We start from the raw sequence: 15,844 nt of genomic DNA on the forward strand, positions 1-15,844 counted from the left end.
TCCGCCGTTTGCGTTAATCTTAAGAGGAAGATGACACACGGTTGGAGGGAATTTATGCAGCGATGTTTATATAGAGCCGAATGCAGAGAGGGCTGCGGCGCGGCTGCTTTTTTGGGCTCACAGGTGGAATTGCTTAATGAACGTATGGACTGGCTGGGCATTTCTTGGCTAAGCATCTTTCAAGACGGCCAGGGGCTGTTTCTATATTACGAATGCAGCGGCATGGGGGTTGAGCCGGAGCAGCTGTTTCCGGGCGCATTGGAGATCCTCAAGGTCTGGCCGGGCGGGGAGTATCCGCGGCTGTGGGTGCCGATGATGGACATTTTTCATTATCAGCAGCCGGTGTCCGGGCAGCATTGGAAGCGCAACCAGGTTCCGGGGGCGCCCTACGGCAGGCTGGCAGTACTCAAGCCGGAGCAGGTCTCAAGCTATGTCTATTACCATTATCAATATCAGGAGGAGCGCCCGGGAGACGGTGACAAATACGGGATCATCGGTCTTCATGAGAACCTGCTGTTCTTTTATTCCGAGCTGCCCGCAACCGTGGAGCCCGCTCCCTATAGGGGGAAACTCACAACCAATCTGCGTCCGGAGCAGTGGGGAGAGGTTATGGAGCCGCATTTTATCAAGTGGAAGAATGTAGAGCCGGATCAGGAAATCTGGAAAAAGCTTACGCCTGCCCTAACGATCAACCTCCCGCAAAGGGGAAAAGGAGAATGAATATGCTACGCACATCCATATGCCTGAACGGCGAATGGGATTTCATGCCGCTCTACGATCAGCCGCGCTGCCGCAGTCTTCCTGAGAGGCTGCAATATGAGGCGCGCAAGATACAGGTGCCTTCGAGCTGGCGCCACAGCTATAAGACGCCTTCGGGCAGCAAATTTGGAGAAGTACCGGACCATAACTTCGTGCCATTTGATGTGTACGGCTACCCGGGAGAATGGGATGCGGCCGAAGCTGGGGTGCTGCACCGTTCTTTTCAGGTGCCGGAGGCTATGCTGGGGCAGCGGATTGTGCTGCGCTTCGATGGAATCATGCAGAAGGCAGCGGTATATCTGGACCGCGAGCGGATTGCCGTCTGGGAGGACGGGTATCTGCCTTTGCGGCTGGATATCACCCGGCTGGTGCAGCCCGGCCGGGAGCAGCAGCTGCATGTGGTATGCGGAAGCTTCGACATGGCGGTGCTCCCCTCCGGGGAGGAAAGAATCACCGGACTTGCCGGTTCGTGGTTCGGCAGGATCGCAAGGGGAATATGGCAGGATGTCTTCCTCGAAGGCTACCCGCCTGTATCGCTGGAGGATCTCACGATCCGCACCTCTGTCCGGCAGGGCATGCTGGAAGTAGAGGCCCTTATTGGGACGGAATCCGGCGGACCTGCGGTGGAATCGCTGCAGGTGTTCCTGAAAGTCAGGGAACGGAAGGCCGGTACCCTGCCTGTGAAGGGTGCAGAGCCGCTGCCGGTGCTTGAAGCGGAAGCAGGAGTAGATGTTCTGCCTGCGCAGGCAGGAGAAGGACGGCAATTATGCTGGAACACCGGCAGCCGGGAGTGGGGCGGAGCATCTTTTGCGCTGCCCTGGCAGGATGCCGTGCTGTGGAGTCCGGATCACCCGGTTCTATATGAGCTGGAGCTGGAGCTTCAGGCAGACGGGGAGGTCCTTGACCGGCGGACCGATGTATTCGGCTTCCGGGAGTTCTGGTGCGAAGGCCCGCAGTTCATGCTGAACGGGATTCCCGTTAACCTGCGGGGCGATTCCTGGCATTTCCAGGGGGCGGCGCAGCAGACAGAAGACTATATCCGCAATTGGTACCGTCTGTGCAGACAGGCGGGCATCAACAGCATCCGGCTGCATGCCGAGCCGTATCCGGCTGATTATCTGCGGATTGCCGATGAGGAAGGGATGCTGATTGTCGATGAGACAGCAATCTACGGGTCGAGCAAAACCATGGATGCTGCTCACCCTGACTTCATCTCCAATTGCCGGGCGCATGTGCAGCGGCTGGTACAGCGGGATAAGAATCACCCATCCGTCATTCTGTGGAGCGTGCAGAACGAGATGCGCTGGGTGGACGGCCGGGATACCTACAAACAGCATATCCCTGGTCTGATGGAGCTGATGAGAGCCCTTGATTCTACCCGCCCGATTATGGTGGAAGGGGATAACCGGTTGGTCACCAAGCCAGGGACAGAGGTGGAGAGCCGCCATTACAACATTGACGGCACGATCGCGCAGTGGGACCGCAGCGTTCCGCTCACCTTCGGCGAGCATGGCGGATGGTGGTACATCTGCCCGCAGAACAGCAGCATGTATGTCGGACTGGATGCATACCGTGACTCAGATGCAAGTGCTGCCGGCTTGGCCCAGAAGGAAAGGCTGTTCGTGGAGTATGCACGCCGCCAAGGTGTCTCCGGTATCTCTACCTTCAACTTCGCCCATTATTTCATGCGGGCGATGCCGGAACGGAATATTCAGCTGCCGCCTGCCGACCTGACCACACCAGGCCCTAAGCCTGCGGTAATTCCGGCTTACTCCCTTTCCCTGAACAACGGGCTGCTGCCGGAGGAATATCCGGCATTCAAGGCCAATCCCGCTTTTGCCATTATGGCTGAAGCCTTCAAGCCGGTGACAATGATTGCCGCCGAATATAACCGCTGCTTCTTCGATGATGCGCCGGTCCGCCGCAGCTTCGATGTCTACAACGATACGCTGGCAGAACAGGAAGTGACTGTTGAATGCACAGTCCGGCAAGGCGGACATGTGGTTCATAGCGAGACGTTCCGTTTCCGCCACGAGCCTGCCGCCCGCCGGAGCATCCGGCTGGAATGGATGCCGGAACCGGTCAATGGCGAAGGGGCTGGAGTGGGAGGGGATGAAGGCGTAGGAGCAAGAGCAGTAGATGGGGCAGAAGCAAGAGCAGGAGATGGTGCAGAAGTAAGAGCAGGAGATGGTGCAGAAGTAAGAGCAGGAGATGGTGCAGAAGTAAGAGTAGGGGTGGGAGCACCAGCAGCACCAGCAGCATCAGCAGGAGTAGCAGAAGCGGAAGCGGTGCTGTCTGCCCGGCTGTTCCATGGCACGGAGCTGAAGCATGAGCTTCAGTTAAGCTACCGGCTGCTGTCCGGAAGCTGCAAGACAGAGCCGGTAGAAGTAGCGCTTCCCGCTTCTTATATAGGCTCTGACCGGGACTATGAGGCGATCCGCACCCTGGTGCCCGGTCTGGTCCGGGCAGAAGCGGAGGCGGTAGAGCGGCTTGCGGGCGGGACGCTGCTGATTGTCGGCAGCCGCATGCAGGACAAGGACGGGGCGCTGGACCGGAAGCTGAGAAGCTACGTGCAGCGGGGCGGCAGATTACTGCTGCTGGAACAGCTTCACCTCTCCCCCGGCAGGCTCCCGCTGGTACGCAGGGAATTCATCCGTGCCCATGCAGGCGACTATGGACATCCGGTGCTTCGGGGCCTGGGAGCAGAGGACCTCATGTACTGGCATGAGGGGCTGCGCGAGGACGGGCCGCTGCCGATTATCCGGGCAGCGTTCGAGAAGCCGGTGACCGGTGATTTCACCCTGCTGCTGGAATGCAGCGCGGGTGACTTTGGAGACGGCGGCGATCTGTGGTCGCCGCTGCTGGAGTACCGGAGCGGAGCGGGCATGTTCCTGGCGAATCAGCTGGAGATCATGGATCATCTCCACCGGATTCCCCAGGCCTGCCTGCTGCTGCGGAGCCTGCTCCAGTATGCGGGCCGCGCAGTCCACGCGGCCGCTGTACCGGTGCCCGCTGCGGTGTGGGTCCGCAGCGGCGGGGCGGCGGAAGCCTTGCTGGGCAAGCTCCGCCTGAAGGGCCAGAGGCTGGACAGCGCCGCAGGCTTGTCCAGCCTGAACCCCGGCCTCCTGGTCGTGGAGGCCGGACTGCTGCACGGCCCGGGCGCGGCGGAAGCCGTCCGGCAGGCAGCGCAAGCAGGCAGCACAGTGCTGGTGCTGCCTGCAGAGCCAGGCGGGCAGGAGGCGCTTGCCCGCCTGCTGGACCGCTCCGTGCGTATAGCGCCGCACGGGACCTATCATCTGGCGGCGGACTACACGCACGCCGCCGTCTGCGGGATCAGCCCTGTCGACCTGTTCGGGTTCGACAAGGTGCATCTCTCGCCCCGGGACGTGGTCAACCGGGAGCTGGCCGGTCACAGGCTGGAGGTGCAGGGCGCGGAGGTGCTGTGCACCAGCGTGGAAGGCACAGCCTGGAAGGATTACTTCGCCGGGTTGCATACGGCGGAATACAGCAGGTTGGCGCTGGTCGAGCTGAACCGCAGCAAGGCCTGTGCTCCCGGAGCTTTTGTGATCCGCCAGGCAGTCGGCGAGGGTGAGATTATCTGCTCGCAGCTGCTCACCGACCCGGGCAGTGACAAAAGCCTGAGGCTGTACACCCGCCTGCTGGGCAATCTGGGGGCCGACTTCGCGGATGAGCTGCTGCAGCTGGATAAAGGAGATGCGCAGTGGGCGGTGGAAGCCGCGATGACGCTGTTCTGTCCGCCGTATACCGATTATCAGGCCATGAAGGATTACTATACCGACCCTGAATTCTCCCTGAACAATCTGGGCGAAGGCCTGTACGGCTGGATGAAGAAAAAAGAACGGCGCGAAGATGGAACGCTGCTGATCCCGGCACCGGAAGGCCGTCCGCTGTTTCTGAGCTGCTTCGTGCATCTGCCTGCGCCCGTCTCCGGCACCGGGGTACCTGCGGGTGTCCGGACAGGCAGGCTGCGGGTGAACTCAGAATGTGCTTACGAGATCTATATGAACGGTCAGCATGTGACTCAGCCGGAGCGGGAGATCATTTTGAGAAAAGGAATCAACCGGCTGGTTGCCATCGTCCGGGGAGGCCGGGAGGATATCTCCTTCGGCATGGTTTTCCTGAACCCGGATGGCACGTATATGAATGATTTGGAGTTCAGCATGACAATGGATGAGGTTGAGCCTAAATAAGCAATAAGAATAAGCAATGAGTAATCCTAAATGGAGAGGATTCAGACTAATGACAAAGCAACCGGGAACAATCAATCCGGCAGGCCATTCCGGCCGCACACAGAGTAACAAGGCTGCAAAACCGGCAGCCGGGGGCAGCGCGTTTGCCCGCGAGCAGGAGCTGGACCAGTATTTCACCTTCCGCGATGACGCGAAGGAGGTAGAGTTCAAGCGCCATGATATGCCGACCCCATGGCTGAACTATTTATCCAACGGCACCTTCCATACCATGCTGTCCCATGCGGGCGGCGGATTAGCCTTTTATAAATCCCCGCAGATCTGGCGGATTACACGCTACCGTTTCTTTCATCTGCCGACCGACCGTTCCGGTCCTTATATTTACCTGCAGGATGCTGGAACGGGCAGCTATTGGTGCCCTACCTATGAGCCTGCTTTTCAGAAGCCGCAGGAGTGGAAGAGCAGCCATGGCATGGGGTATACCCGCTTTGAAGCCGCGCAGGATGAAGTTTCGGCAAAAACCGTTTATTTTGTCGGACCTTACGAGAACTCGCTGATCTGGAATTTGACGCTGACTAACCATAGTACAGAGGTCAAGGAGCTGAACGTGTATGCCTATGCCGAGTTTGGCATGATGGAATTCATGCGCGAGCTGCAATGGCAATGCTACAACAAGCATCAGGTGTCGGTGCAGTATCATGACAAGGAAGCCCTTATCTACAAGTACGGAGTTGAGAATCAGCCCAAGCCGGATGAGACGCCGCTGGTCTATATGATGTCGGATGCTCCGCTGGCCGGTTATGACGGGGACCGGGAGGAATTCATCGGCAGCTACCGCAGTGAATCGAATCCGGCTGCGGTTGAGCAGGGCGGCTGTACCGGCTCGACAATACTTGGCGGAGATCCTTGCGGAGCGCTTCAGGTTCAAGTGAGGCTGCAGCCCGGCGAGACCCACACCGTGAACTTCTTCCTGGGGACGGCGATGAATGAGGCTGAGATCGAACAGGCCATCGGCCATTCCCGGGAGACGGATTTCGTCACCCGTTCCTTTGCGGCGCTTAAGGAGAACTGGGACAGCTATCTGGGCGCCTGGAACTGCGAATTGCCGGATAAAGATGCGCAGCGCATGATCAATATCTGGAATCCGTATCAGTCGCAGCGGAACTTTCTTTTCTCGCGCAATATTTCGTTCTATGCTACGGGGACATTCCGTGGAGTAGGCTACCGGGATACCGCCCAGGATATATTGGCCGCAGTTCCATTAGATCCGGAGGCGGCCAAAGACAAGGTCCGCCTGCTGCTTGGGCAGCAGTATCAGGACGGACATGTGAATCATTACTTTTTCCCGAATGAGGGCTGGGACCCGGTGACCAGTATTCACTCGGATGACCACCTGTGGACGGCGCTGGCCGTATGGGATATTCTCGCAGAGACCGGCGATGCCGGATTCCTGCAGGAGAGTCTGCCTTTCTATGATGGCGGGGAAGCACCGCTGTATGATCATTTGAAGCGTGCGGTAGACTTCACCGTCTCCCGGCTGGGGCCGAACGGCTTCCCGCTGATGCTCCGCTCGGACTGGAATGACCAGCTGTTCCGCGTATGCCGTGAGGGCAGAGGGGAGAGCATCTGGACGGCGATGCAGTTCGGAACCGTGCTGCTGCGCATGAAGGATCTGGCGGCGGCAGCCGGTCATCCGGAGCATGCGGCGGACTATGACAGGCTGTACGAGGAGCAGAAGCGGCTGGTGAACACGCTGGGCTGGGACGGCCAATGGTTCCGGCGGGCAGTCATGGATGACGGGCGTTATCTGGGCACCGCTGAGCATGACGAAGCCCAGATTTGGCTTAACGCCCAGACCTGGGCGACCCTGTCCGGCATGGGTGAGCCTGATAAAGCGCTCCAGGCCATGGACAGTGTCCGCGACATTCTGGATACGGAGCTTGGCATTAAGAAGCTGCACCCGTCCATTACCAATTTCCCCGATCCTGCAGATCCATTGACCAATTACAACAAGGGGACAGGCGAGAACGGGGCCGTCTTCTGCCACGCCAATACCTGGGCGATTATTGCGGAATGCATGCTGGGCAGAGGAGATCAGGCCTACAAATATTACCGCCAGCTGATTCCGAATATTGCAATGGAGCAAGCCGGATTATGGCGCTATAAAGCGGAACCGTATGTCTATGCCTCCAACCTGTTCGGACCGGAATCTGACAGATTCGGGCTGGCGAATGTATCCTGGCTGACCGGAACTGCTGCGTGGATGTATGTAGCCGCTACGCAGTATATTATGGGCATTAAGCCCGTACTCGGCGGACTGTCGGTTAACCCGTGCATCCCGTCTTCCTGGGAGGGCTTCTCCGTTTCCCGGAGATTCCGCGGCTGTCTGTATGAGATTACCGTGAAGAACGAGAACGGTGTCTGCACAGGCGTCAAGGAAATCCGTGTTGACGGTGAACTGCTGGCAGGTACGGTAGTTCCTGTCTATCCGGATCGTAGCTCGGTGAAAGTGGAGGTTCTACTATAGTTGTAGGCAGAGCTTAATGCATACTCAAAAGTGTCCCGCCAGCTGCACCAGCAGAATTATGGCGGGGCATATTTTTATTCCTCGAAAAAGCAATTATCCTCAAATTTTCCGTCACGGGATGCTGCGGCGGCCGGAAATAGCAGTTGGATTTTCTCCACTTGCTGATGAACGAAGAGCGTCTGCTGAAACAGCAGTTGGATAAACAGCACTTAAATCGCTGCGTATGAGCTACATGAAGGTAAATGAACCGAATTAAATGCCTTTTTTCCATTTGCTTGCTTGAAATCACTTCATTCATCCGAATTAAGATACGTTTTTCCACTTATATAAGCCGAACTTAAGAATGATGATATGGCCTGCCGATGGACGAACCCCTTGCTACCCGAGGGTTCCGCCCATGCAGCAAGTTAGATACTTAAGTTCACTCTATATAGCATCATATGGGCGGACTCTCATAACAGCACTCAGCAGCCGGCTTATGCAAACTCCACACACCGTTCGCTCGCACTACCAGTGCCATTCTCAGCAGCCTCCATAAATTCCTCAAAACTTCCCTTAAAACTTCCCCCAACCGGCGCGCGGGCTTTGTTCAAGGTGGAGGTCAACCCTCCGAAAAAACAGGCTTGTTTCCGGGTTTACTTTTCCGCCGGGCGTGATATAGTATAGCTATAAGTTGCATTGAGGAAATATAGTTGCATTATTGCAACAATGATTATCATTCTCATTTAACATGCTGTCCCGGCTAAGCCGGGGCAGCATGTGTCATTTTAAGGGTCTTAATAATGGCTCTCATTCTCAGTCGGGTCATAATGGTTCTCATTCTGGCTCTCATTCTCAAGTGTGCCTCTTATACAACTACAATCAGGAAGGTGATTTATAATGCAAGCAACCTCGAAAGAAATGCCTAAATCCGTCGCGCGTCAAGGAGGCGCTAAGCAGCCGCGGACGCCGGAGCCGCGCCGCTTCGATCCGCTGGCTATGATCTCAAACGCCGAAATGCAGGCAGCGCTCGGAAGCGGGCTGATGATGCTGATCGCCTGGGCCGCCAGCGGCTGGTCTGAGACGATATCCGTTATTCTCTATGTGATCTCCTATTCGATAGGCGGCTGGATCAAGGCGAAGGAAGGCGTGGAGACGCTGGTCAAGGAGCGCGATCTGGATGTCAATCTGCTGATGATTGCTGCGGCTCTAGGCGCAGCTTCCATCGGTTACTGGAATGAAGGCGCGATGCTGATCTTCATCTTCGCGCTGAGTGGCGCGCTCGAGAGTTACACGATGGAGCGCAGTAAGAAGGATATCTCCTCGCTGCTGGCGCTCAAACCTGCCACGGCTGTGCGCATTGAGCAGGGGGCAATGAATGAGGTGGCGATTGATCTGCTGGCCATCGGAGATCTGCTGCTGGTCCGTCCCGGGGAGCTTATCCCTGCAGATGGCAAGGTATGCCGCGGGGAATCCTCTGTTAATCAGGCGTCCATTACCGGAGAATCGCTTCCCGTTGACAAAGCAGCCGGAAGTGAAGTGTTCGCCGGTACAGTGAATGGCGAAGGCCCGCTATATATTGAAGTTACCAAATCGGCAGAAAATACTTTGTTCGCCAAGATCATCCGGATGGTTGAAGAAGCCGAGAATGAAGTGCCGGATTCACAGCGTTTTATCAAACGGCTTGAATCCGTCTATGCCCGCGTTGTAGTAGCCGCAACGGCCCTGTTGATCACTTTGCCGCCGTTTCTGCTGGACTGGAGCTGGAGCGATACCTTCTATAAAGCAATGGTCTTCCTGGTAGTGGCTTCTCCGTGTGCACTCGTGTCCTCCATTATGCCGGCCATGCTGTCGGCCATCTCGAAGAGTGCGCGCAAAGGGATTCTCTTCAAAGGCGGTGTCCACCTGGAAAATATGGCACGTACCTCCGTAGTTGCTTTTGACAAAACGGGTACATTGACGGAAGGGGTTCCGCAGGTCACGGATTTCATCGCCGGAGAAGGGTATGGACGCGAAGCGCTGCTGTCCGTCAGTGCTTCGATTGAGAAGCTGTCCGGCCACCCGCTTGCGGAGGCTATTGTTGCGCTTGCCGAAGCCGAGCAGGTAGAGCTGCACAATATTGAAGAGAGCAAATCGGTTACCGGCTGGGGCATTGAGGGAACCATTAACGGCCAGCTGTGGCGGATCGGCAAGTCCAATCTGCTGGATGAAGTGGACGGCGCTGAACCGCAGGAGGGTTCGGAAGACTGGAGAGCGCTGCGCAGCCGACTGGAGCAGGAAGGGAAGACAGTATCGCTGATTCTCGCCGGAGACACCATCGCCGGAATGATTGCGCTGCAGGATACGGTGCGTCCCCAGGCGGAGACGGCGGTGCGCAAGCTGCAGGAGCTGGGCATTAAGGTAGCGATGCTTACCGGTGACCGTGAGGCCACCGCACAGGTGATTGCCGGGAAGACCGGAGTGGACCTGGTATTCGCCGGTCTTTTGCCGGAAGATAAGGTATCGCATATCAAATCGCTTCGTGAACAATACGGCCATGTGATTATGGTGGGTGACGGTGTTAATGATGCGCCTGCGCTGGCTACAGCAACGGTTGGTATGGGGATGGGCATGAAAGGCAGCGGAGCTGCGCTGGAGATTGCCGATGTGGTGCTGATGAACGATAATATCGAGGAGATTGCTTCTACAATTGCCCTGGCCCGCCGCACGCAGCGGATTGTGAAGCAGAATATGATTTTTGCCGTGACGGTGATAGCTACACTGATGATCAGCAACTTTGTGCAGGGGATCGCGCTGCCGTTTGGTGTGGTGGGCCATGAGGGCAGCACCATTCTTGTAATCCTTAACGGACTGCGTCTGTTGCGCTAAAAAAGCCGGAACGACCGTTTAACCGGCCCAGCCAAATATTTAATTGCTTAAAATTGAATTGTTCACAAAATAGGAACGTTTTCACCGTGTCTGGCATATTGACATATTCTCTTGAGATGATCATAATAAATACTACATTATAATAATTTTAATTAAGAAATGGCGTCTTTGCCGTCCATCTCAAGGAGGATATAATCATGTACAAATCAATTATTGTAGGTACTGGACCGGCCGGATTGACGGCTGCCATATACTTGGCCCGGGCGAACCTGAGCCCGCTCGTTATTGAAGGTCCGCAGCCAGGCGGACAGCTTACGACTACAACAGAGATCGAGAACTTCCCAGGATTCCCGGAAGGCATTTTGGGTCCGGATCTGATGGACAATATGCGCAAGCAGGCTGAACGTTTCGGAGCACAGTTCGTTACCGGCTGGGTGAACAGTGTAGAGCTGGGTGAACGTCCGTTCAAGCTGAATGTTGAAGGCATGGGCACACTGGTTACAGATACATTGATTATTTCCACCGGTGCTACAGCGAAATATCTCGGAATTCCCGGGGAGCAGGATAATATCGGACGCGGTGTCAGCACTTGCGCAACCTGTGACGGATTCTTCTTCCGCGGCAAAGAAATCGTGGTTGTCGGCGGCGGCGATTCGGCGCTGGAGGAAGCGGGCTTCCTGACAAGATTCGCGTCAAAGGTAACCCTGGTGCACCGCCGCGAAGAGCTGCGTGCCTCCAAGATTATGCAGGACCGTGTACGTGACAATGCCAAAGTTACCTGGGGACTCAACCGTACGCCTGTTGAAGTTATTGCCGGAGACAAAGGTGTGACTGGCCTGAAGGTGATTAACAATGAGACCGGTGAAGAAGAGTTCATTGAAGCCAGCGGTGTATTCGTAGCTGTAGGCCATCATCCTAATACTTCTTTCCTGGGCGGACAAATCACTACGGATGCTAACGGCTACATTGTGTCGAATCCCGGAACCTCCGAGACGAATATTCCCGGCGTGTTTGCTTGCGGTGACGTGCAGGATACCCGTTACAGACAAGCGATTACGGCTGCAGGCAGCGGCTGTATGGCGGCGATGGATGCCGAGAAATATATCGAGAGCCTGGAACACAGCGCGGTTATTCTGTAAGATTCCATTTGGAATAGAAGGCACTCCGGTGCTACAATAGATCACAGATTCTTATACTTACAAATTAGGAGGAGATCATACTATGGAGAATGTAATTGTGTACACTTCAACCAATTGTCCGCATTGCCGTCAGGTGAAGAGCTTCCTGAACGATAAAGGTGTAGCCTACGAAGAGCGCAACATCGAGCAGAACGATGATTATGCACAGCAGGTATGGGATATGGGAATGAGAGCTGTTCCTATTACGGTTATCGGTGAGTTCAAAATCGTCGGCATGAACAAAACCAAGTTCGACAAGGCTTTGGCTACGATTTAAGGAATAGCTGGCCGGACTTAAGGAGAATACAGTAGCCGCTTCCCTCCGGAGGCGGTTTTTCGTTGTCCTGAATGAGAGGAGAAGGGTGACTTGTTAATCAGCTTAAAGAATTACTGGGACAGCGATGCGGTGAAGAGCCTGCTCGCAGAATGTATGTGGACGGATGATCAGAGAGTTAACGAAGAGCTGAAGAGATACCTTGCTGCGGAGGGCTGTGAGCTGTTTGGCTGCTTCATTAACGGGGAACTGGCCGGAATCACAGGAATCAGCTGCGCTGCTGCACATGAGGTGGAGATCAGACATCTGGCTGTCCAGAAGAATTGGCGCGGACGCACGATTGGCAGCAATATGATCGCAGAAATTGCCGGTTGGGAGCAGGTAGAGGTGCTGAGGGCAGAAACGGATCAGGATGCGGTAGGCTTTTATAGCAAGGCAGGGTTTGAGATTCACAGTCTGGGAGCAAAATATCCGGGGGTTGAGCGGTTTGAGTGTGTACTGCGCACCAGGGGAACAACGGATATATCAAAAAGCAGTCTTTGAATCCAGGCTGCTTTTTGTATTTCCCGCTAAAACAGATACATGAAGGGGATACAAGATATCGCTGTCTTGCAAGCGTGAACCCCGTTTGGAGGCCGCTAGGCTAAGTATGGGTAAACGACATGACAATTTGAAAAACAGCATATACGGCAATGCCGCTGCTAATGAGCATGAATCCGGATTTCTTCCTCGATTGGAACAGGCGCAGGACGCCAAGGCTGATGAGTGGGGCGATAATAAGCAGCAGCAGCAGCACGGTGATGAACAACTTCGCCGAAATATCTGACGTATCAACATAGGTCATGGACGCTCTCTCCATTCAGAAAAAGGGGTATGGTGATAAATGTCACACGTATAACCTTATTATATAGGATTGCTATTCCTTTTAGTGCAGGAAATGCTGCTGCAAATGCGGCAATTTTACGAAAATATAAGAGCTTGTATATTCTACGCTAAAATTATCCTTCTATTTCTCTCTAAAACGGGTGCCCTCCTAAAAAAGGAAGGCACCCGTTTCTACTTGTCTATAGGGTTACCCGGATGTTGCCGAGAAAGTGCATGACTGCAGAAAAGCCTGCGCCAATCAACGTTCCGCGGCTGCCCAGCCTGGAGAAAGTGATCTCAAGCTGCTGCTTGTGGTAAGGAAGCGTACGCTCGGCTACTACCCGGCGCAGCGGCTCGCCCAGCCACGGTTCGGCTTCAGACAGAGCACCCCCAATGACAATCAGCTCCGGATTGAAGCTGTTGATCAGATTAGTGACCCCGATGCCCAGATATTCCCCGATGGAGCTAAAGTGCCGCAGGGTATCCGGCTGCCCCTCCAGCGCATACGCCACCAGTTCGGTCGTGGTGCGGGCAGGCAGGGAAAGGCCGGGATTATCGTATGTTTTCTCCGAAGCATAGAGCTCCCAGCAGCCCCGGCTGCCGCAGCTGCAGGGCTTGCCTTCCGCCTCAATCGTCATATGCCCGGTCTCCCCGGCGTATCCGCGTGCGCCCTTATACAATTCTCCGCCGATGATGATTCCGGACCCGATCCCCGAACCAGCGCTGATATACAGCAGATGGCGCACATCTCGCGCCGCCCCGAAGTTCAGCTCCCCTTGTGCCCCGGCATTGGCTTCATTGTCAATGGTGACCGGAACCGCGAAGGCGCTTTCCAGAATCGACCGCAGATCGACCATTTCCCAGCCAAGGTTGGGCGCAAACAGGACGACTCCGTGTTCATCCACCATTCCCGGCACGCCGACTCCGATGCCGACAATGCCATAGGGCGAAGGAGGCGCCTCGGCAATGAGCTCCGAGATCATCTGCTGCATCTGCCCAAGTACATAAGGGAAGTCGTGGGCCTCCAGCGCACAATCCCGTTCATGAAGAATACCGCCTCCCAGATTGCAGAGCACGGCCTTAAGCTGTTTAACGCGCAGCTCGATCCCGATAACGGTTCCGGCCATTTCGTTAAAATGCAGCATAAGCGGCTTGCGTCCCCCGCTGGATTCTCCGGGACCGGCTTCGGTAACCAGCTCCTGCCCGCAGAGCTCGGCGACTAGATTGGAGACCGTAGCCTTATTAAGGCCTGTCATCTCGGACACCTTGGCCCGGGAGACGGGGGACTGCATACGGATCGTATGTAAAATAATCGATTTGTTGATTTTTTTGACCAGCGCCTGATCACCGGTAACTTTCAAGAAGCACACTTCCTTTTTTGAAATATAAGACTATCCGGCCTGCTGAGTACGTCACATAACAATGAGGAAGGCACTCGATCAGGGCGGAGCTTATAGGTTTCGGTTTTCCCGCATACGTAATGCATTAAGCCTTGAAGCAGCGCTTACGCGGAGAAGGTATGCCATTTAGTCTAGAATGAAGAGCGGCAAAAAGCAACTAGATTAACGTCCGGGTGAGGCGGGGAAATTACAGTTATACGCATAGGCTGCACTGCCGGAGGGTACTTTATGTTCAGCATCATCAGGTGAAAATCAAGCGAGAAGAGAGAGGCTGCTCTGCCCGGCACAGAATAAAAAACAGGCAAAATAAAAGTTCTCAAAAACTTTGTTTAACCAATATACAAAGTCCTGAAGATGTGATAAGATGTTGCTGTAAACGCTTGCGGGCGAAGCAAAATATCGAGGAGGATTTTACAAATGGCTTATTTTGAAACAGTGAGCAAGATCTCTTACGAGGGAAGCCGTTCCACTAACCCTTACGCATTCAAATTCTACAACCCTACAGAAATCGTTGCCGGCAAAACTATGGAAGAGCACCTGAAATTTGCAATGGCATATTGGCATACATTAACAGCTGGCGGTTCCGATCCGTTCGGTGCTGAAACTGCAGTCCGCGCTTGGGATAAGCTGAGCACACTGGACAAGGCTAAAGCCCGTGCAGAAGCAGCATTCGAATTCATGGAGAAGATGGATCTGCAGTACTACTGCTTCCATGATGTGGACATCGCTCCTGAAGGCGCGTCCCTGCGTGAATTCTACAGCAACATCGATACAATCGTAGATATCCTTGAACAAGGCATGAAGGCTTCCGGCAAAAAATTGCTGTGGAACACAGCTAACATGTTCACCAACCCGCGCTACATGCACGGTGCAGGCTCCACTTGCAACGCTGATGTGTTCGCACACGCTGCTGCACAAGTGAAGAAAGGTCTGGAAGTTGGTAAACGTCTGGGCGCTGACAACTATGTATTCTGGGGCGGCCGTGAAGGTTACGAAACGCTGCTGAACACCAATATGAGTCTTGAGCAGGACAACATTGCCCGCCTGTTCAGCATGGCTGTTGATTATGCTAAGGAAATCGGCTTCGACGGCCAGTTCCTGATCGAGCCTAAACCGAAAGAGCCTACCAAACACCAATATGACTTCGATGCAGCAACCTGTATCGCATTCCTGCAGAAGTACAACCTGGATAAGCACTTCAAGCTGAACCTTGAAGCTAACCATGCCACACTGGCCGGCCATACGTTCGAGCATGAGCTGCACGTAGCCCGTATCAACGGCATGCTGGGATCGCTTGATGCGAACCAGGGCGATCCATTGCTCGGCTGGGATACCGATGAATTCCCTGCAAGCATCTACGATTCTACTCTGACTCTGTACGAAGTACTGAAGAACGATGGTCTGGGCAAAGGCGGAATCAACTTTGACTCCAAAGTGCGCCGTCCTTCCTTCGAGCCTGAGGATCTGTTCCTGGCACATATCTCCGGTATGGACGTATATGCCAAGGGTCTGAAGGTAGCTGCTAAGCTGCTGGAAGACGGCGTATTCGAGAACTTCATTGCTGAGCGTTACAGCAGCTTCAATGAAGGTATCGGCGCGGACATCGTATCCGGCAAAGCGACACTTGCTTCGCTTGCTGACTATGCACTGAACAACGAAAACCCGCGTCCGAACAAGTCCGGACGCCAGGAACTGCTAAGAGCTACACTTAACCAGTACATCCTGACAGTAGAGTAAGACTGCACCGGATTTGCGGCAGCTGCCGCAGATTCATCAGAGGATAAACG

At 54.9% G+C, this 15,844-nt stretch carries 10 protein-coding genes; 8 read left to right on the forward strand and 2 right to left on the reverse strand.

All coding sequences use genetic code 11. From position 1 onward, the window contains the following. Positions 1-54: 54 nt before the first annotated feature. The 7 genes from NSU14_RS00640 (at position 55) to NSU14_RS00670 (ending at position 12,336) form a co-directional block, all read left to right on the forward strand. Positions 55-720 (forward strand): hypothetical protein, encoded by a 666-nt coding sequence (locus tag NSU14_RS00640; RefSeq protein WP_340942107.1) that lies wholly within the window; start codon positions 55-57, stop codon positions 718-720. After that, a complete protein-coding gene (locus NSU14_RS00645) occupies positions 717-4,970 on the forward strand; it encodes a glycoside hydrolase family 2 TIM barrel-domain containing protein (RefSeq protein WP_340942109.1) in 4,254 nt (1,417 codons plus the stop codon). The genes NSU14_RS00640 and NSU14_RS00645 overlap by 4 nt, the downstream gene beginning before the upstream one ends. 49 nt (positions 4,971-5,019) lie before the next feature. Beyond that, positions 5,020-7,494 (forward strand): GH36-type glycosyl hydrolase domain-containing protein, encoded by a 2,475-nt coding sequence (locus NSU14_RS00650; RefSeq protein WP_340942112.1) that lies wholly within the window; start codon positions 5,020-5,022, stop codon positions 7,492-7,494. Between the two features lie 879 nt (positions 7,495-8,373). Then, positions 8,374-10,341, forward strand: coding sequence for a heavy metal translocating P-type ATPase (locus tag NSU14_RS00655; protein ID WP_445669777.1), 1,968 nt, complete (start codon positions 8,374-8,376; stop codon positions 10,339-10,341). 197 nt (positions 10,342-10,538) lie between these two features. Further along, positions 10,539-11,480 carry a thioredoxin-disulfide reductase gene (trxB, locus tag NSU14_RS00660; RefSeq protein WP_039308607.1) on the forward strand — a complete coding sequence of 314 codons (942 nt, stop codon included), beginning with the start codon at positions 10,539-10,541 and terminating at the stop codon, positions 11,478-11,480. Between the two features lie 82 nt (positions 11,481-11,562). Beyond that, on the forward strand, positions 11,563-11,796 hold the full coding sequence (locus NSU14_RS00665; RefSeq protein ID WP_039308604.1) for a glutaredoxin family protein: 234 nt from the start codon (positions 11,563-11,565) through the stop codon (positions 11,794-11,796). 90 nt (positions 11,797-11,886) lie between these two features. Beyond that, a complete protein-coding gene (locus NSU14_RS00670) occupies positions 11,887-12,336 on the forward strand; it encodes a GNAT family N-acetyltransferase (protein WP_340942118.1) in 450 nt (149 codons plus the stop codon). A gap of 100 nt (positions 12,337-12,436) precedes the next feature. On the opposite strand, the gene NSU14_RS00675 is transcribed toward NSU14_RS00670, so the two are convergent. Both NSU14_RS00675 and NSU14_RS00680 read right to left on the reverse strand, forming a co-directional pair. Beyond that, complete coding sequence (locus NSU14_RS00675) at positions 12,437-12,637, reverse strand: hypothetical protein (RefSeq protein ID WP_340942121.1); 201 nt, start codon at positions 12,635-12,637, stop codon at positions 12,437-12,439. A 220-nt stretch (positions 12,638-12,857) separates the two neighbouring features. Next, positions 12,858-14,018, reverse strand: a complete 1,161-nt coding sequence (locus tag NSU14_RS00680; RefSeq protein WP_340942123.1) for an ROK family transcriptional regulator — start codon at positions 14,016-14,018, stop codon at positions 12,858-12,860. A gap of 456 nt (positions 14,019-14,474) precedes the next feature. Here NSU14_RS00680 and xylA point away from each other — a divergent pair, with 456 nt between their 5' ends. Further along, positions 14,475-15,794, forward strand: coding sequence for a xylose isomerase (xylA, locus tag NSU14_RS00685; protein WP_042140031.1), 1,320 nt, complete (start codon positions 14,475-14,477; stop codon positions 15,792-15,794). Positions 15,795-15,844: the final 50 nt, after the last annotated feature.

The sequence above is a fragment of the Paenibacillus sp. FSL R10-2771 genome, from assembly GCF_038000205.1.
Lineage (GTDB): Bacteria > Bacillota > Bacilli > Paenibacillales > Paenibacillaceae > Paenibacillus_AQ > Paenibacillus_AQ phytohabitans.